Origin of the sequence: Nocardiopsis coralli (genome assembly GCF_014892575.1) — a bacterium.
Taxonomy (GTDB): domain Bacteria; phylum Actinomycetota; class Actinomycetes; order Streptosporangiales; family Streptosporangiaceae; genus Nocardiopsis; species Nocardiopsis coralli.
Genome location: NZ_JADBGI010000003.1, coordinates 95,195 through 112,174 on the forward strand (window position 1 = coordinate 95,195; position 16,980 = coordinate 112,174).

14 protein-coding genes and 1 tRNA gene are annotated in these 16,980 nt (G+C 73.5%); 3 read left to right on the forward strand and 12 right to left on the reverse strand.

Going from position 1 to position 16,980, the window contains the following annotated elements:
* Positions 1 to 61: 61 nt before the first annotated feature.
* The 3 genes from tilS to dacB form a co-directional block, all read right to left on the reverse strand.
* Positions 62 to 1,036 (reverse strand): tRNA lysidine(34) synthetase TilS, encoded by a 975-nt coding sequence (gene tilS, locus IDM40_RS03890; RefSeq protein WP_193120508.1) that lies wholly within the window; start codon positions 1,034 to 1,036, stop codon positions 62 to 64.
* Positions 1,033 to 2,115, reverse strand: coding sequence for a zinc-dependent metalloprotease (locus IDM40_RS03895; protein WP_193120724.1), 1,083 nt, complete (start codon positions 2,113 to 2,115; stop codon positions 1,033 to 1,035). Before IDM40_RS03895 ends, tilS begins: the two co-directional genes overlap by 4 nt.
* A 120-nt stretch (positions 2,116 to 2,235) precedes the next feature.
* Positions 2,236 to 3,597, reverse strand: a complete 1,362-nt coding sequence (gene dacB, locus IDM40_RS03900; protein ID WP_193120509.1) for a D-alanyl-D-alanine carboxypeptidase/D-alanyl-D-alanine endopeptidase — start codon at positions 3,595 to 3,597, stop codon at positions 2,236 to 2,238.
* Between the two features lie 76 nt (positions 3,598 to 3,673).
* On the opposite strand from dacB, the gene IDM40_RS03905 reads away from it, so the two are divergent.
* The gene (locus tag IDM40_RS03905; protein ID WP_193120510.1) at positions 3,674 to 4,198 is read left to right on the forward strand and encodes an inorganic diphosphatase; all 525 of its coding nucleotides are present in this window, start codon (positions 3,674 to 3,676) and stop codon (positions 4,196 to 4,198) included.
* A gap of 23 nt (positions 4,199 to 4,221) precedes the next feature.
* Here the strand turns inward: IDM40_RS03905 and IDM40_RS03910 are convergent, their stop codons facing one another.
* Both IDM40_RS03910 and IDM40_RS03915 read right to left on the reverse strand, forming a co-directional pair.
* The gene (locus IDM40_RS03910; RefSeq protein ID WP_193120511.1) at positions 4,222 to 4,800 is read right to left on the reverse strand and encodes a sigma-70 family RNA polymerase sigma factor; all 579 of its coding nucleotides are present in this window, start codon (positions 4,798 to 4,800) and stop codon (positions 4,222 to 4,224) included.
* A gap of 42 nt (positions 4,801 to 4,842) precedes the next feature.
* Complete coding sequence (locus tag IDM40_RS03915; RefSeq protein ID WP_193120512.1) at positions 4,843 to 5,085, reverse strand: hypothetical protein; 243 nt, start codon at positions 5,083 to 5,085, stop codon at positions 4,843 to 4,845.
* 502 nt (positions 5,086 to 5,587) lie between these two features.
* Here IDM40_RS03915 and IDM40_RS03920 point away from each other — a divergent pair.
* Positions 5,588 to 6,130 carry a hypothetical protein gene (locus IDM40_RS03920; protein WP_193120513.1) on the forward strand — a complete coding sequence of 181 codons (543 nt, stop codon included), beginning with the start codon at positions 5,588 to 5,590 and terminating at the stop codon, positions 6,128 to 6,130.
* Between the two features lie 10 nt (positions 6,131 to 6,140).
* Here IDM40_RS03920 and IDM40_RS03925 read toward each other — a convergent pair whose 3' ends face one another.
* Positions 6,141 to 6,518, reverse strand: coding sequence for a hypothetical protein (locus tag IDM40_RS03925; protein WP_193120514.1), 378 nt, complete (start codon positions 6,516 to 6,518; stop codon positions 6,141 to 6,143).
* A gap of 48 nt (positions 6,519 to 6,566) precedes the next feature.
* Complete coding sequence (locus IDM40_RS03930; protein WP_193120515.1) at positions 6,567 to 6,794, reverse strand: hypothetical protein; 228 nt, start codon at positions 6,792 to 6,794, stop codon at positions 6,567 to 6,569.
* A 168-nt stretch (positions 6,795 to 6,962) separates the two neighbouring features.
* Here IDM40_RS03930 and IDM40_RS03935 point away from each other — a divergent pair, with 168 nt between their 5' ends.
* Positions 6,963 to 7,118: a DUF7554 family protein gene (locus IDM40_RS03935; RefSeq protein WP_193120516.1), complete on the forward strand. Its 156-nt coding sequence runs from the start codon at positions 6,963 to 6,965 to the stop codon at positions 7,116 to 7,118.
* 22 nt (positions 7,119 to 7,140) lie between these two features.
* Here the strand turns inward: IDM40_RS03935 and IDM40_RS03940 are convergent, their stop codons facing one another.
* The 5 genes from IDM40_RS03940 to IDM40_RS03960 all read right to left on the reverse strand — a co-directional run bounded on the left by IDM40_RS03940 (position 7,141) and on the right by IDM40_RS03960 (position 16,966).
* The gene (locus IDM40_RS03940; RefSeq protein ID WP_193120517.1) at positions 7,141 to 7,491 is read right to left on the reverse strand and encodes a hypothetical protein; all 351 of its coding nucleotides are present in this window, start codon (positions 7,489 to 7,491) and stop codon (positions 7,141 to 7,143) included.
* A gap of 75 nt (positions 7,492 to 7,566) precedes the next feature.
* Positions 7,567 to 13,863 (reverse strand): right-handed parallel beta-helix repeat-containing protein, encoded by a 6,297-nt coding sequence (locus tag IDM40_RS03945; protein WP_193120518.1) that lies wholly within the window; start codon positions 13,861 to 13,863, stop codon positions 7,567 to 7,569.
* Between the two features lie 138 nt (positions 13,864 to 14,001).
* Positions 14,002 to 14,074, reverse strand: a tRNA-Thr gene (locus tag IDM40_RS03950).
* Between the two features lie 82 nt (positions 14,075 to 14,156).
* A complete protein-coding gene (locus tag IDM40_RS03955; protein ID WP_328806929.1) occupies positions 14,157 to 15,716 on the reverse strand; it encodes an alpha/beta hydrolase in 1,560 nt (519 codons plus the stop codon).
* 77 nt (positions 15,717 to 15,793) lie between these two features.
* The gene (locus IDM40_RS03960; protein ID WP_193120519.1) at positions 15,794 to 16,966 is read right to left on the reverse strand and encodes a DNA polymerase III subunit delta'; all 1,173 of its coding nucleotides are present in this window, start codon (positions 16,964 to 16,966) and stop codon (positions 15,794 to 15,796) included.
* Between the last annotated feature and the right edge of the window lie 14 nt (positions 16,967 to 16,980).

The window sequence follows — 16,980 nt, forward strand, 5'->3', positions numbered from 1 at the left end:
GCTGGGTTCCCCGTGTGCGGCACCAAGGATAAACGCGGAGCGAACCGGCACCGTGCGCCGGTCACCTCCCGATGGTGATCCGGCCGTCGCGGCGGCGCCCACGCAGGCCGCCGGGCAGGTCGATGTGGGACTGGCCACGCCATTCGGTCACCAGGCGGTCGAGTTCGCGCACGTGTCGGGCGTTGAGGTCCCCGGCGGGGCATCCGGCGTCGAGGGCGGCGCGGTGGAGGACCCGGGTCCGCAGGGCGGACGGGGCGGCCTCGAGTTCGGCGACGGAGAGCCCCTCGGCGGGGTCGTCGCCGGCGCGGCAACGCAGGTCGGCCGCGAGACCGTCGAGGGTGTCGGCGTCCGAGCGCAGCATCCCGGCGGTGCGGGCGAGCGCCCGTGCGATCCCCGGGCCGAGGGTCTTCTCCAGGGCGGGGAGGGCGTCGTGGCGGACCCGGGAACGTGCGAAACGCGGGTCGTGGTTGTGCGGGTCCTCCCACGGCGACAGGTCCATGCACAGGCAGGCGCGGCGCACGGTCTCGCGGTCCAGGTCGAGGAAGGGACGCAGGTAGGCGCCGGCACGCGGCGGCATCCCGGCGAGCGAGCGCGCGCCCGAGCCGCGGGCCAGCCCGAGCAGCACCGTCTCGGCCTGGTCGTCGAGGGTGTGGCCGAGCAGCACCGCGGCAGGGGCGTGGTCGGAGACGACGGTGTCGAGCGCGGTGTACCGGGCGGTGCGGGCGGCCGCCTCGGGACCGCCCCGGCCGGCCACCCGGACGGTGCGGACCAGCGCGGGGTCCAGGCCCAGGTCCGCCATGACCCCGGCGACAGCGCGGGCCCGTTCGGCCGAGCCGTCCTGCAGCCCGTGGTCGACGGTCACGCCCCCGGCACGGCGGCCGCGGCGGGGCGCCTCGAAGGCCAGGGCCCCGGCCAGCGCCAGGGAGTCGGGGCCACCGCTGCACGCCGCGAACACGGTGGTGTCCCGGGGCAGGGCGAGCAGAACCCGCCGCACCGCCGAACGTACGGCGGCCACGGCGGGGTCGGGACCGGTCATTCCGCGATGGCGGCGGGGCGCACCACGCGGTCGATCCACGCGTTCGGGTCGCGGATCTCCGCCATCGTCGGCAGGGTCTCGCGGGAGGTCCACACCTTGTTGAACTCGGCCATGCCCACCTGGGCGACGACGGTGCGCACGAAGGCGGCGCCCTCCTCGTACTGCTTCATCTTCATGTCCATGCCGAGGAGCTGGCGCATGATGCGGTCGAGCGGGTTGGCGGCCGCCCGGCGCTTCTGGAACCGGGCGCGGATGCGCTCCACGCTCGGCACGACCTCGGGCCCGACGGCGTCCATGACGTAGTCGCCGTGCCCCTCGGCCAGGCTCATGACCGCGCTGACACGGTCCATGATCTCCTGCTGCTCCTGGCTCTGGAAGGCGGTGAGCAGCCCGCCTGCCTCACCGTCGCCGCGGACCGCCCCGGCCACGGCCTCGCCCGCAGCGCGCAGGCGGTCGGCGAAGACGGCGGCGTCCAGCTCCGAGGACAGCAGGAGTTCCTGCATGAGGTCCTGGACGTACCCGCGCAGCCACGGCGTGGACGTGAACTGCATCCGGTGGGTCTCCTCGTGCAGGCAGACCCAGAGGCGGAAGTCGTGCGGGTCGACGTCCATCTCACGTTCGGTGTTGACGATGTTGGGCGCGACCAGGGTCAGGCGCCCGGTCGGCATGTTCCCGTCGGGGTCGGGCGGGAGGAAGAGTTCGTACTGGCCCAGGACCTTCCCGGCCAGGTAGGAGAGCACCGCGCCGAGCTGCATCCCGGTCACACGGGACCCGACGGCGCCCGCCAGGTTCGCGCCGGGGGTCTCGGAGCGTTCGCTGCTCATCTGTTCGAGGGCGGGTTCGAGCACGACCCGGAACCCGTCGACGTTGGCGCGGATCCAGCCGGGGCGGTCGACGATCGCCGCGGGGCCGGTCGGTACGAGAGGGTTCAAGCCGGTGAAGTCGCGCACGTGTCCGGCGGCCTCGGTGGAGAGTTCGCGCAACTGCGCGACGGCCTGCCGCGCGTCGGACAGTTCCACCTGCGGCCCCGGGCGCACGAGGCGGACACCGGTGCTGACGGCTACGTCCCAGTCGATCACAGTCACATCCGTCAGCCTACCCACGGGTCAGGCGCGGGCACCGGGATCGGAGTGGGAAATCAGGGCCCTGCGGGGGGTTCCCCCGATACCGGCGACCGGGCCGGGCGGCGTCGTTCCCGGTCAGGAACAGCCGCAGGCACTGAGCGCCGCGGCGATGGTGTCCAGCTGCGGCCCAGTGGCGCCGTCGACGTTGGCCACGAAGGCGTAGACGAAGACGTTGCCCTCCTGGTCGTGCACGGTCCCGGCCAGTGAGCTCACGCCGTCCAGGGTTCCGGTCTTGCCGCGCACCAGGCCCGCACCGTCGTGGGAGTCGGAGTGTTCGGAGTAGCGGCCGGACAGGGTCCCGGTGGCGTTGGCGGTGGGCAGCCCGGTCACGGTCGCGTCGAGGTCCGGGTGCTCGGGGTCCCCGGCGATCTGCACCATCTCCACGAGCGCGCGGGGTGTGATGCTGTTCTCCGGGCTCAGGCCGCTGTTGTCGGACAGCTCCACACCCTCGATGCCGAGGTCGTCCAGGACGCTGTGGGTGGCCGCGGCGGCTCCGTCGAAGTCCGGCTCCTCCCCCAGTTCGAGGGCGGCGACCCGGCCCAGTGACTCGGCCATGTTGTTGTCGCTGGCCAGCATCATGAACTCGACCAGGTCGGAGACGGGGCCCGACTCGACCTCGGCCAGGACCTCGCCGGAGGCCTCTTCCTCGGACGGGTCGCCGTCGACCTCGATGCCGGCGTCCTCCAGCTGTGTGGCGAAGGCGTCGGCGGCGGCGCGCGGCGGGTCGTCCTCGCGGGTGGAAACGTCCGGTTCGACCCGGCCGCCGTCGAGCAGGAGGGCATGGACGGCGGCGGTGCTGCCCTCGGTGATGTAGTTGGGTTTCCACCCGGGGCCGGTGTCGGAGCCGGTGAAGTGCGAGTCGTCGTAGCCGAGCGAGACCGAGGACACACCCTGCTCCTCGAGGGCCTCGGCGGTGCTCTCGGCCAGCTCCTCCAAGGTCGCCGCCTGCGGGTAAGCTGCCGTGTCGGCCGTCGCGGTCAAGGTCGCGTCGCCCGTCCCGCGCAGCACCAGGCTGTCGTCGTCCGGGTCCAGGTGGACCTCGGTGGTGAGCCTGTGGTCGGGGCCGGCGGCGGACAGCACCGCGATGGCCGTCGCGATCTTCGTGGTCGAGGCGGGTACCGCAGAGGTGTCGGCGTCGTGCTCGAAGAGTGTCTCGCCGGAGACGCCGTCCACGACGAAACCGGAGAGGCCCTCCTCGAGCCCGGAAGCCGACATGGGATCATCGAGAACGTCCGCGATCCGTTCCGGGTCGGCCGGAGTCGAGGCCGCGGGATCCACCGACGCCGCGCCCTCGGCGTCCGTGACCGGGTTGGGTGCCGCCGGGAGCGGTCTGGCCTCGATCATGTCGAGGGTGACGAAACCGGCGATCAGCACGAATATGTTGAGAAGGGCCAGCGTGACGAACGCTTCGCCTCGTACCCGTCGCACCCGGGGCACCTGCCCTTCCTTCGGTGTCGCGGCCTGACGTTGTAGTTATACGGCGACATTAGTCGCATTGGGAGCCGAGATCAGCATGGAATTCGACGTTACGATCGAGATCCCCAAGGGGGAGCGCAACAAGTACGAGGTGGACCACGAGACCGGCCGCATCCGTCTCGACCGCATGCTGTTCACCTCCACCACCTACCCCGCCGACTACGGCTTCGTCGAGGGGACGCTCGGCGAGGACGGCGACCCCTTGGACGCGCTGGTCCTGCTCAAGGCCCCGACGTTCCCCGGCTGCCTCATCCGCGCCCGTGCGATCGGTATGTTCCGCATGCGCGACGAGGCCGGCGGCGACGACAAGCTGCTGTGCGTCCCGTCGACCGACCCGCGCCAGGAACACCTGCGTGACATTCACCACGTGAACGAGTTCGAGCGCCTCGAGATCGAGCACTTCTTCCGCGTGTACAAGGACCTCGAGCCCGGCAAGTCCACCGAGGGCTCGACCTGGGTCGGCCGCCATGAGGCCGAGCAGGAGATCCTGGCGTCGATCAAGCGCGCCGAGGAGCACGGTTCCCACGGCGACGCGTCGCACATCACCACGGGTGACGAGTAGACGGTTCCCGTACCCGGGCCCCGTCACCGCTGGCTCTGCGGCGTGACGGTGCCCGGGACCGGCCCGAACGCGGTGTCGTTGGAGAGCACGACACCTGCGAGGGTCAACAGCAGCAGGGCGCCCAGCAGCGCCAACCCCACCGGCAGCAGCGGGAACAGCCCCCGCAGAGGCGCCGGTTCCCCCGGACGGCGCGGAAAGCCGTCCCTGCGGAAGTCGTCGGTACGCGCGGCCACGTGCGCGCGGTACCCGTCCAGCTCCGGGCCCGTGGCCGCGTTGAGCACACGGCGGCGCACCATCCCCGTGCACTCCGGCAGGCCCGCCGGAAGGGCCTCACCCGTGGCCGCCCGGTGCCGGGCGCACTCCGCCTCCGCCATCGCACGCAACCAGTCCCCGAGGTCGTCGGGGTCGCGCACCTTGTCGATGTGTGCGCGGGCGGCGATGAGCACGTCCCTCAGCACGACGTGGGCCGCGTCGCGGTCGGCCAGCTCGAGGATGCAGCACCGGTAGAGCTCGTCGCCGTAGGTGTCGAGGAGTTCGGTGTAGGCCTCGTGCGGAGGGATGCGACTGGAGCTCAGGGTCAGGAGCAGGTCCCGGTCGGTCATAGACCAAGAATCTACGCCGGGTACGGCGCCCGCCCCCGCCATTCAGCGAAAGTCGGTCGGGTCGGGGGCCTCCCCGGCGTCCTCCCCGTGGCCAGGGAGGAAGGGCCACGCTCCCCCGACGAAGCGGGAGCGCAGCCACAACAGCACGTAGGTGAGCACGGTCAGCGCCGCCACCAGCACCGCCGCCCCCGCGCCGAGGAAACCCAGGGCCATGACCCCGGCGGCCGCGACGACGAGTGCACGCACGAGCAGGCGCGCCCACAGGCCCTGTGCCTGGGGCGTCAAGTGGGCCCACCGAGGGATGCCATCTCGGCCACTCCTGTCACTACCGCGGGGGATGCTGCCCGTGTCGGCGGTGGGGCCGCCGTCGGGGTGCACATGTCACCACCACGGGACTCCCGCCGCAACACACCCGGGGCAGGCACCGGACGCACGTGTGTCCCGGACCGGCTTGACTACCCCCGTCGATGCTGGTGTCCTTGCAACCATGGATCCGCACACCCGCACCGCCGTCCCGGCTCGCACGGCCCCTTGGGCCCCCTGCCGCCTGGCCTGTGCGGCGTGTCCGTGTTGTCGTCCCTGAGCCACCGCCACGGCCGCTGTCACTGACCGGCCCGGTGTCTCCCACCGTCCGAACGCGCACTCGCGACGACGGTGGCCTGCTCTTTCCACCGCGGGAGACCTGTGTCCGCGGCGCCGTTCGGCGCCCGCCGCTCCCCGGTTTCCTCGGACGACCCACGCGCCCCGCCATGGTGCCGGGCGCGCACACGTGAAGGATAGTGCCCCGATGTCCCGTCAGGTCTCGCCCACCGCCCCTGCCGCGCCCGAAGCCGGACCCTCCCGTGTCTCGTTGGAGGGGATCGGCGACGTCGTCGACGCCGGAGCGAGGTCCGGTTACGCCCACCTCGGTGAGCGCCGCGCCCCGACCCTGGGCCAGCTGTGCTCGGCCGCCCGGGAGGCCGCCGCGGCGCTGGTCCGGCCGTCGCTGTGGCCCGTGCGCCGCGGCCGTTGGCAGCCCGCGCCCCGCAGCGCCCGGCGCCACGCGGTCGGAAGGCTGCGGGTGAGCGTGGTGGCGCTGGAGCCGAACAGTTTTGTCGCGGGCCCGCAGTCGCCGGCGCACCGCCGCAGCCCCATGGAGGTCCTGCACCTGGTGGGTGGGCGCGCGCACCTCATCGACTCCGGCGCGGACGGGTGGATGCGGTCGGCGGCCGAGCTGGCACCGGGCCGCAGCAGGGTCGTGGGGACCCCGGCCGCGGGTGGTCCGCGCGGGCACCAGTTCCTCGTCAACACCGGCGACGAGGTGGCGGTCGTGCTGCGGGTGACCGCCTGAGCGGGGAGGCTCAGGTGTCATCGGCCCGCCCGGCGGCGGCCTCGCGCAGGGCCGCGTCGACCGCCTCGATCGAACGCAGCAGTGCCGCCGTGCGCTGCCCCTCGGCCAGGTAGGCGTTCATGACCTGGTCCAGCGCGTGCGGCGGCAGGTGGTCGCGCAGGTCGACGCGTGCGGTGCGGTAGCCCTCCCGCGCGGCCTCCAGTGCGGCGGTGACGTACTGGAGGGCCAGGCGGGACAGGGCGACGGGATGGCGGCGCAGGACACCGTGCAGGCGGTAGTCGGCGGGCACGTGGTCGAACAGCCACACCAGGGCCGTCTGCTCGAAGGAGTCCGACCCGGGTGGGTGCACACTCGCGGGCCAGTCGGGTGTCAGCGACTGATCGGGCATGACCCCAGCATACCCCGGCCTTCGTAAACCTGTTCGATCGGCGTTCGATCAGCTCTCGGTTCCACCCCCGGAGGTGGTTCCGGAACCGCCCTCGGCCTCGGCGGCCCGTTTCTCCAGTTCCACGTTGAGGGCGTGCTCGGCGGCGTCGATCGCGGCGCGTGCGGTGATGGCGTTCGTGTGCGCCCGATCGACCTCGTCCAGGAGGATGCAGTCGAAGGAGACCCTGGCGTCGTGGATCGCGGCTTCCAACTGGCGTGATGCCTCTTGCAGACTCATGCCCCTCCCTTCCCCGCAAAAGTGGCACCGCACACACGTTCCCGGGGCCCCTCCCGCCCCAGGAGGCCCGCGCCCACGGGAGAATCGTTGCGGCCGTGCACCGGCGACCCCGGGCACGGCAGAGGCCCCGCACTCCCGGCGGGGCCGACGACGTCCGAAGGGGAGACCATGCTCCGTATCGTCCTGGTGCTGCTCGCGATCTGGCTCGTCCTGGGGATCCTGGGTGCGGTCCTGCGGGGCCTGTTCTGGCTCACGGCGATCGCGGCCGTGCTGTTCGTGGCGACCGCCGCCTGGGGGTGGTTCACCGGCTCGAAGAAGAGCTGACCCCGGGGCCGCGGGCCCGCCCCTAACCGGAGGCGGGGTCGCCGGCGGCCCCGGGCTCACCGAGGTCTGCCACGATGCGGCGGGCGCGTGCGTGGTCGGCGCGCAGGCGGTCGGCGACCATACGCACGGCCTCCTCGCGGCGCCCGTCGGCGATCAGGGCCAGCGCCCGGTGGCGCACGGTGTCCGGCAGCTGGTCGTGCGAGCGTGCCGCGGGGACGTACCCGCCCACCTGCGCCTCGGCCGGGCGGCCGGCGGTCCGGGGCGGGCGGGGCCCCTGCTCGAGCCGCGCCACGACCCGGCGCAGGGCGTAGGAGCCGCCGCCCAGGACCACGACCGCCCCCAGCAGCGCGATCATCATCAGCATCAGACTCATGGCGCGAGCCTACACAGTGTCATGACAAGAACACGCAAAGCTGACAAAAGGTTTGGCAGTGGAGGTCGCGGGCGATCACGGGGCGACCAGGACACCGCCCGGCTCGGGCCCCTCCGAGGGGCCGTCGGCGAGCTCGCAGTCCTCGGCCTTGACCACGGCCCCGGGAAGCTCGGCGACCGCCACTCCCCCGTTGCCGGTGACCGTGCAGCCGCGCATCGACAGCCTCGCGCCGTCGCCCAGGGCGATGCCGGCGAGCCCGTTGCCGCACACGGCGGTGTCGGTCATCTCGACCGTGCCGCCGTCCGGCACCGACAGCCCCTCACCGGCGTTGCCGCACAGCGAGCCCGACCGGAGCACGAGCGCGCCGTCCTCCACGAGCACACCCCCGGTGGCGTCGCCGCACCGCAGACCGGAGACCTCCGCCTCGGCTCCGTCCTCCAGAACCAGGCCCCGTTCGCCGGTGCCGTGCAGGGTCAGCCCGGAGGCGTAGAGGCGTGCGCCGCGCACGGTGAGACCGCCGCGGCCCCCGGTGTCGACGATCCACAGGTCGCTCAGGACCGGCGCGGTCCCCCTCCGTGAACCGGTGACCATGACGGCGATCCGGTCCTGGGCGCCCCGGCCGGTGATGCGGCAGTCGCGCACGTGCGGTGCGGCGTCCTCGATCCAGAGCAGCGGGCCCGGGCCGGGGACGGGGCCGCTGCTGTCCACGCGCAGACCCTCGACCTCGACGTGGCCGCGGCCCGAGACGCGGAGCGCGCCCTCCTCGACACGGCAGCCGCGCACGTGTCCGTTCGAGCCGTCGAGCCGGAGCCCGCCGCCGCGGAACACGCAGTCCTCGACCGCGACGTCGGCCTCCTCCACGAAGACCCGGGACGGGCTCAGGAACGTGCATCCCCGGGCGGTGAACCGGGTGCCCTCCTGCAGCAGGACGGGCGGGCAGTCGTCGGCGGTGTTGTGGACCGTGACCCCGTGGAGCTCCAGGTGCCCGTGGCGCACCGCGAACACGTTGCCCCCGCCGCCCTCCAGGGCGACGGTCCCGGGGCCCTGGGTGGGGACCACGGCCACGTCCCCGTCGATCTCCTGGGACACCGTGTAGACGCCCGGGTCGACGAGGAGGCGCACGGGGTGCCCGTCGCCGCCCGCGTGCGCGAGGGCCTCGCGGATGCCGGGGTGTGCGGAGCGGTCGGCCCAGGAGACCCGGAGCTCCCGCGGCTCCCGGGGCAGGGGTTCGGGCTCCTCGGGGGTGGCGGGCTCGGCAGTGGCGGCCGGCTCATCGGGCTCGGGCTGCTCGGACCCGGGCGCTTCGGAACCGTGGCCGGTCGGCTCGGCGGGGGCGTCGGCGTCCTCTCCGGGGAGATCGACGGCCTCGACCACCACCGTCGACCCGGGGTGCTCGACGATCCGGCCGCCGGTGTTCCCCTCGACCGTGCCGCCCCGCACGGCCAGGAACGCGTTCGGGGCCACGTCGATCCCGGCCCCGCCGTTGCCCGTCACGACGGTGTCGATGAGGTCGACGGTGCTGCCCCGCCCCACGTCCGCGCCCGCGCCCGCGTTGCCCTCCAGCAGGCCCGCCGTGGCCACGAAGGAACCGCCCCGCACGTGCACACCGTGTTCGGGCAGGTTGACGGCCTCGAACCGCTCCGCCCACACCTCGGCGCCGCCCGTCACGGACAGGCCCGCGCGGTCGCCCTGCTCCGTGTCGGCCACGGCCGCCGCCAACCCGGTCACGCGCACCTCCCGCAGCGTCGCCCGGGCCCCCTCGCCGGCGCGGATGCCCGCCGGACCCCCGGAGACGGTGGCGCCGATCAACGTCGCGTGGGTGTCCACGAGGGACACCGCGGTTCCCGGCGAGCCCTCGACCGCGAGCCCGCGCACGCGCAAGGTGGAACGGACCGCCTCCAGGGCGCCCACCCCGTCGGCGATCCCCCACTGCGCCGCACGGGAGACCTCCGGGACGTCGATCAGTTCCGAGTCGGCGAGGTCGAGCGTGCTGTCCAGACACACCACCGCCCAGCCGGCGTAGGCCAGGCAGCGCAGGCGTTCGAGCGTGACCGTCGCGCCCTCGCGAACGGACATCCCGCGGTCGCCCGCGCCGCGCAGGGTCAGCCCGGCGGCCTCGACCGTGCCGCCCTCCACCAGGATCCCGTCGGACCCGCGGGTGTCGACCACCGTGCTGTCGCGGATCACCGCGTCGGCCGACCCGACGAAGCCGACCTCGCCACCGTGCGAACCCCTGCCGCCCTCGACGTGCAGGCGCGTGAACTCGCTGCGGGTGTTGCCCCTGCACCAGAGCGCGGGGCCGTCGCTGCCCAGCACCGACAGGTCGGTGAAGACGGGCGCCGCGTGGCCCCGCTCCCCGACGACCCGCACCGCGGCGGTGCCCTGCTGGTGGCCGCCGCCGACGACACGGCAGTCGCTCACCCGGGGCGAGGCGCCGTCGATCTCCAGGTTGGCGAACCCGGCGGCCGCCCCGTCGAACCGGAGCCCGTGGAGTTCGAGGTCGCCGCCGGTGCTCTCCCCCACGGCCGCGAGCATCGCGGCGCTGAAGGTGCACCCCCGGACGTACCCCCGGCTCTCGCCCAGGGCGAGGCCCCCGGCGTCGAACCGGCAGTCGTCGATCTCCACCAGGGCACCCTCGGCACACACGGGCACGGCGGACTCGACGGTGCAGTTCCGCGCGGTCACCCGGCTGCCCGGGGCCGCGTACAGCGGCGGGTACTCGGTGCAGGTGGAGCGGACCGTGATCCCGCGCAGGTCGACGAGGTGGCCGCGCGCGTTGAACACGTTGTCCTCGTCGCTCTCGAACACGACCGTGCCCGGTCCCTCCGCAGCGACGACGCGCACGGGGCCGTCGCTCGGCAGAGGGGTGCCGCCGATCGCATAGGTGCCCGGTGCGACCACGAGGGAGACGCCGTGCCCCTCGGCCTCCGGGGCCATGAGCGCCTCACGCGGGCCGGGCCAGGCGTCGGGGTCGGACCGTGACACGTGCAGGGTCACCGTGCCGAGGTCGGGGTCGAGCTCGTTGTCGGCGATCGTGCAGTCCTCGACCGTCACCGACGCCTCGGGGTCCTCCTCGAACGCCCGCCCCTGGTGCCCGGTCAGAGTGCACCGGCGCAGGACCGCCTCGGCCCCGTGTTCGGCGACGACCGCGTGGCCGCCGCCGTCCTGGAGCACGGTGTCCTCGGCCGCCACGGATCCGCCGGTACCGACGAGGAAGCCCGTTCCGGTCAGCCCGCGGAACCGGCTCGAGCGCACCCGGATGTGTCCGCCCGCAGCCTGGCACCCCGTGCCTTCGACACCCTCGGCCAGCACGTTCTCGGCCGCGATCTCACTGTTCTTCTCGGCACGCAGGAGGAACGGCAGGGCCTGTGGTGTCTCCTCCACGGGAAGGGTGATCCGCCTGAACGCGGCCCCGACCAGATCCACGTGCGCACCCTGGTGCGCATACACACCGCGGGTGGCACCGGAGACGGCCAGCCCGTGCACGCTCACGCGGGAGTCCTCGGCCTCCACGGCGTGGTCGGGCGAGCCTTCGACGGTCAGGGACCGGGCCGTCAACGCCGAGTTCAGGGCGATCACGGAGCCCCTGCCCCGTTGCCCGTCCCGCGTCGGCCCCTGCCCGCGCACCAGGAGGGTGTCGGTGAGGTCGGCCTCGGCGGCATGGAGCAGGACCCCGTTCAAGCGGTAGTCGCGGCAGCGCAGGCCCTCGCTGTGAACCTGGGCACCGTCCTCTGCGATCACCCCGGTGTCACCGGCGCGCTCCACGGTCAGGCCGTTCAGGAGCAGTGTGCCGCCCTTGGCCCAGAGCCCGCAGACGCCCTCGGCGCCGAGGATCTCCCCGTCCCGGATCACGGTGTCGGCTTCCACGAGGGCCACGACCCCGTTCGCGAGCCCGTCCCCGCCGCGCACCGACAGAGCGGAGAACTCGGCCCGCGAGCCCTCGCGACAGAGGATCGCCTGTGCCCGGCTGTCGACGACCGACAACCCGGTGAAGACGGGGGCGGCCCTCCCGACCACGACCACGGCCGCCGTCCCGTCGTCATCACCGCCGCCCGTGACGGTGCAGTCGGTGACACGGGGCGAAGCGGCACTGATCCGGATACTGGGGCCGCCCAGGTGGTCGGCCCCCTCGAAACGCAGCCCTTCGAGGTCGGGGCCGTCGCCCCCGAGGACGAAGGCACTGGCGTACTCGAAGGAGCACCCGCGCACGGCCCCGGACGCGGAAGCGAGCCTCAGCCCTCCGCCCCGGAAGAGGCAGTCCTCGAGGTCGGCATCGGCCCGGTCGACGACCACCCTGGTGTTGGAGACGAACACGCTGTCCCTGGCCCACCAATGCGTGCCGACACCCACCCGGACCGGTGCGTGTTCCCGGCCCCGGTTGCGCACGGTGATCCCGCGCATCCCGAGCCGGCCGGCGCCCGCGACATCGAACACCACGCTCTGCCCGGTCGCGAAGGTGACCGTGCCCGGGCCCTCCGCGGCGGTGAGCTCGACGGTCCGCTGGACCGCGATCGGCTCGTGGACCGGATAGGTGCCCGGGTCGACCGCGACGAGGAGGTCCCCGCCCCCGAGCCCGGTGTCCTCCAGCAGTGCGCGCAGGTTCGTGTAGGCGTCGGGGTCGGTCTGCGAGAGGCGCACGTGCACCGGTTCCGGCCCCACGGCGGGCGCCTGCGGCTCGGGCGGCGGTGCGTCCGGGTCGGCCGCGTCTCCGGGTCCCTGCTCCGGTTCCCCGTTGTCGGCGACCTCGCAGTCCTTCACGGAGATCGCGGTGTCGGGGTGCTCGACCAGGCCCGGCCCCGCATGGCCGGTGACGGTGCACCGGTGCAGGACCACGTCGCTCTCGGGCTCGGCGATCACCACCCCGGAGGAGGCCCCGTCCGCGAACACGGTGTCCTCGGCCTCGACCGTGCCGCCGCCCAGCGCGTGCACCCCGTGACCGGCCAGGCGCTCGAACCGGCTCGACCGGAGCACGACCGCTCCCCCTTCGACCCGGACGCCACACGCCTGCGCGCCGCGTGCCTCGACCCGGTCCGCGGTGATCCGGCCGCCCTCCACCCCCAGGAGCAGGGGGCCGGGGGTGCCGTCCCCGCCCCGTTCGGGTGAGCGCACGTCCGCACCGAAGCGCACCCCGTCGACGATCGCGTGGCCGGAGCCCGCGGCGCGCACGCCCGCACTCTCACCGGAGACGTCCAGGCCGCTCACCCGGGCCTCGCCCTCACCCACGAGCAGGGCCGGCCCCGGGACGCCGCCGACCACGACCCCGCGGGCCTCCAGGGCCGCACCGACGACGGCCACGGCCCCGGCGCGCTCGGGCCTGCCCTCGTCACGAGAGAGCTCCGGGACATCGCTCAGCTCGGCGTCGGAGAGCCTCACGTCGGCGCCTTCCTGCAGCCGGATCCCCCACTGGCCGAACCCGGTGCACCGCACACCGTCGATCTCGGCCTCACCCTTGCCGTACACGAAGAGGGAGTTCTGGCCGGCCCGGTCCAGCACGAGACCGGAGGCGCGCAGCACGCCGCCGTTGACCAGGATCCCGGACAGGCCGCGGATGTCGCGGAACTCCCCCTCCCGGATCCGTACCGATCCGAGCAGGTACGCCGCGCTTCCCTCGGGCGCGCCCCCGCCCCTGACCAGCAGGCGGGTGAACTCCGCGGCGCTCCCTCGCGTGCAGGAGAGCGCGGAGGTGACGCTGTCGACCACCTCCAGCCCGGTGATGCGGGGCGCCGTCTCGGCCGTGCCCTTGCTGTGCACGAGCACGGCGGACTTCTTCTCCGACCCGGCCGCCTCGACCCGGCAGTCGCCGATGCGGGGTGAGGCGTCGATGACCACCAGGGCCGGACCCTGGATCCCCGGGCCCGCGAACCGGAGCCCGTCGAGCGCGGCCTCGCCCCCGTCGCAGAGCCACAGGTCGGAGCGCTCGAAGGAGCACCGCCGCACACGCGCCTGCACCCCGACCATCAGCAGGTGTGCGTCCTGGAACCCGCAGTTCTCGATGTCGGCGTGCGAGCCCGATGCCATCCCGATCGCGCCGGAGGCCAGGGTGCTGTCGCGCGCGGTGAGAGCCGCCCCGTCCCGCACGACCACGGTCTGGGACTCGGGGTCGGGTCCGCGCAGGGTGACCCCGTGCAGTTCGAGGCGCCCGGCGGCCACGTCGAAGATCCGCCCACCGGGCGACTGGAGGAACACGGTCCCGGGCCCGTGGGTGGGCACGACCATGATGTGCCGGCCCACCGTCACGTGCTCGGGGAACACGTAGGTGCCGGGCTCGACGTGGAAGTAGACGTCCTGTCCGGTGATCCGCGGGTCCGCCAGGGCATGGTCGATCCCGGAGAAGAGGCGGGGATCGGACTGCGAGATACGGACCGTGAACATACGTCGGCTCCCGGGGGACACGAGGGGCGTACGGGGGTGGGGATGCCACGTACGGTATCGGCCCCCGCCGACAAGCCCGGTGTCAGGGGAACGACGAAGGCCCGCCCGGGTGGACCGGACGGGCCTTCGATGTGTCGGAGCCGCCTATCGGAATCGAACCGATGACCTATTCATTACGAGTGAATCGCTCTGCCGACTGAGCTAAGGCGGCACCGCGCCGCACGTTCCGTGCGGCGAAGCAGGCACCAGTCTAGCGCCTTCCCGGAGTGCTGGGTACACCGTTTCCGGTGCGGTCAGGCACACGCCTCGCCGTCCTCGGGCACGTCGAGATCCACGAGGTAGTCGTCGACGACGGCGTCGATGCACTCGTCACCCATGCGGTAACCGGTGTGGCCGTCGCCGTCGCGGGTGAGCAGGAACCCGGGGTCGAGCTGCTCGGCCAGCGCCTTCGACCACGCGTAGGGCGTCGCGGAGTCACGGGTGGTCCCGAGCACCATGATCGGGTCGGCGCCCTCGGCGGTGAGCACGCCCCCGTCGGCGACGGCTTCCTCCGGCCAGTACGCGCAGGTCAGTGCACCCCAGGCGAGGCCGGGACCGAAGAGCGGCGACTCCTCGCCCGCCGCCTGCGCGGCCTGCTCGTAGGCGTCGACCTCGCGCGGCCCGGGGGCATCGGTGCAGTTCACGGCGGTCAGCATCGCCGTGGAGTTCTCGTAGGCGGCCGGGTCGCCGCGGCTGTACAGGTCGTCGCCGAGCTGCACGAGCACGGTCCCGTCGCCGTCCTCCATGCCGTCGGTCAGGCCCTGGCGCACCCGTTCCCAGAGCTCCTCGCTGTAGAGGGCGGACATCACACCGAGTTCGGCGCGGGCCCGGTTGACCTCACGTCCGTCCTCGGTGTTGTCGAGGGGCTGCTCGGCGGTGCCCTCCAGGAACTCGGTGAGGGTCTGAACGCCGTCCTCGACGTCGTCTCCGGCCTCTCCCAGCGGGCAGCCCCCGCGGCCCAGGCAGTCCTCGACGAAGGCACGCAGCGCGGTCTCGAACCCGGTCGCCTGCGCCACGCTCGCCTCGAGCGGCGCCTGGCTCGGGTCGACCGCGCCGTCGAGCAGGAGCGCGCGCACCCGGTCGGGGAACTGGTCGGCGTATTGGGCGCCGATGTGGGTCCCGTAGGAGGCGCCCATGTAGGTGAGCCGGTCGTCGCCGAGCAGGGCGCGGAGCACGTCCATGTCGCGGGCCACGTCCGCGGTGCCCACGTTCCGCATGAGGTCGGGGTCCTCCTGCTCGCAGGCCTCCACGAACTCGCGGCTGCTCTGCTCGATCTCCTGCACACCCTGTTCGGTGAGGTCGGCGGGGTCGCCGCTGCCGTCGGCGGTGTCGTACTCCGCACCGAGGAACTCGTCGACGCCTTCGGAGTCCAGGCAGGTCAACGGGGTGCTGCGGCCGACACCGCGCGGGTCGAACCCGACCACGTCGAAGTTCGCGCGCACCTCGTCGCTGGTGACGAAGGGGGCCGCGTCGGCGAAGTCGTACCCGGAGCCGCCCGGCCCGCCGGGGTTGACCACGAGGGACCCGGCGGGGTCACCGGACTCCGACGGGAAACGCTTCACGGCGATCTCGATGCGCTCGCCCTCGGGTTCGTCGTAGTCCAGCGGCACCTCGAACGTGGCGCACTCGGTTCCGGAGGCGCCCTCCTCACAGGCGCCCCAGTCGAGGCCCTGCTCGGTGAACTCCTCGGGCGCGGCCTCGGAGGTGGCCGGGCCGTCCTCGGACCCGTCGGTCTCCTGGCCCGTGCACCCGGTGACGGCCAGCACCGCCCCGGCGACCAGGCCGGCCACCGCGTTCCTCACCCTCGTGCTCACCCGTCACCCTCCCGTCACGGCCGCACCGCGGGGGTCGCGGCGCCCGCCCATTGTGCCCGACGGCCCGGGAAGCGGGGTCAGCCGGCCAGGAGGGCCGAGGTCATGGCCTCCATGGCGATCTGCGGGTGCACGTTGGCGGCGATGCGTTCGCGGCACGACATGATCGCGTCGATGCGGCGCAGGGTGTTCTCGGGCGACCCGGACCGGGCCAGGCGCTGCAGGTCACCGGAACGCTCGGCCGTGGAGAGCTCGACCTGCGCGCCGAGCTGCAGGGTGAGCACGTCGCGGTAGAAGGCGGCCAGGTCGAGCAGGGCTCGGTCGTAGGAGTCGCGTTTGATGCGGGTGGCGCGGCGCTTCTGGCGTTCCTCGAGCTCCTTGAGGGCGCCCGCACCGCCCCGGATCGCCTTGGCCACGCCCTTGCCCTTGGACCCCTCGCCGAAGGCGGCCTTGAGCTCCTCGCGCTCCTTCTCGTCGAGCGCTCCGGTGAGCGCCTTGGCCTCCTGCTCGGCGATCTCGTAGAGGCGGGAGGCCGCGGTCACGCACGCGCCCAGGCCGTCGAGGCGCGCGGGGATGGACAGGACCTCCTCGCGGCGGCCGCGGGCCTCGGCGTCAGTGGCCAGCTGGCGGGCACGGTCGATGCGCCCGGCCGAGGCGCGGGCGGCCTGTTCGGCGGTGGAGCGGTCGATGCCGTCGCGTTCGGTGAGAGCGGTGACGAGCTCGGAGGTGGCGGGGCTGGTGAGTGTGACGAGCCGGCAGCGCGAGCGGATGGTGACGAGCAGGTCCTCGGGGGTGGGCGTGCACAGCAGCCACACGGTGCGCGGGGAGGGCTCCTCCACGGCCTTGAGGAGCGCGTTGGAAGCGGCCTCGGTGGCGCGGTCGGCGTCCTCGAACAGCACGATGCGGAACCGGCCGCCGGAGGGCTTGGACCCGGCGCGCAGGACGAGGTCGCGGGTGGCGGCCACACCGAAGCTGAGGCCGCTCGGGCGCACGTAGAGCACGTCGGGGTGGGTTCCGGACAGCGTCTGGTGGCAGGCGTCGCAGTGCCCGCAGCCGCCGTCGGAGCACTGCAGGGCGGCCGCGAAGGCGCGGGCGGCCTCCTCGCGGCCGGACCCGGGGGGACCGGTGAAGAGCCAGGCGTGGGTCATGCCGGTGCCCGGGCCGCCGGAGACCAGGTCGTCGGCCCCGGTGACGGCACGGCCGAGCTGGGCGACGGCCGTCCGCTGGCCGACGAGGTCGTCGAAGACCGTCACGCGTACCCCCGGGG

Excerpts from the sequence above, each read along its gene's own strand:
- tilS (WP_193120508.1), bottom strand. The coding sequence starts at position 1,036 with ATGACCGGTCCCGACCCCGCCGTGGCCGCCGTACGTTCGGCGGTGCGG.
- IDM40_RS03905 (WP_193120510.1), top strand. The coding sequence starts at position 3,674 with ATGGAATTCGACGTTACGATCGAGATCCCCAAGGGGGAGCGCAACAAG.
- IDM40_RS03910 (WP_193120511.1), bottom strand. The coding sequence starts at position 4,800 with ATGACCGACCGGGACCTGCTCCTGACCCTGAGCTCCAGTCGCATCCCT.
- IDM40_RS03920 (WP_193120513.1), top strand. The coding sequence starts at position 5,588 with ATGTCCCGTCAGGTCTCGCCCACCGCCCCTGCCGCGCCCGAAGCCGGA.
- IDM40_RS03925 (WP_193120514.1), bottom strand. The coding sequence starts at position 6,518 with ATGCCCGATCAGTCGCTGACACCCGACTGGCCCGCGAGTGTGCACCCA.
- IDM40_RS03930 (WP_193120515.1), bottom strand. The coding sequence starts at position 6,794 with ATGAGTCTGCAAGAGGCATCACGCCAGTTGGAAGCCGCGATCCACGAC.
- IDM40_RS03935 (WP_193120516.1), top strand. The coding sequence starts at position 6,963 with ATGCTCCGTATCGTCCTGGTGCTGCTCGCGATCTGGCTCGTCCTGGGG.
- IDM40_RS03940 (WP_193120517.1), bottom strand. The coding sequence starts at position 7,491 with ATGAGTCTGATGCTGATGATGATCGCGCTGCTGGGGGCGGTCGTGGTC.
- IDM40_RS03945 (WP_193120518.1), bottom strand. The coding sequence starts at position 13,863 with ATGTTCACGGTCCGTATCTCGCAGTCCGATCCCCGCCTCTTCTCCGGG.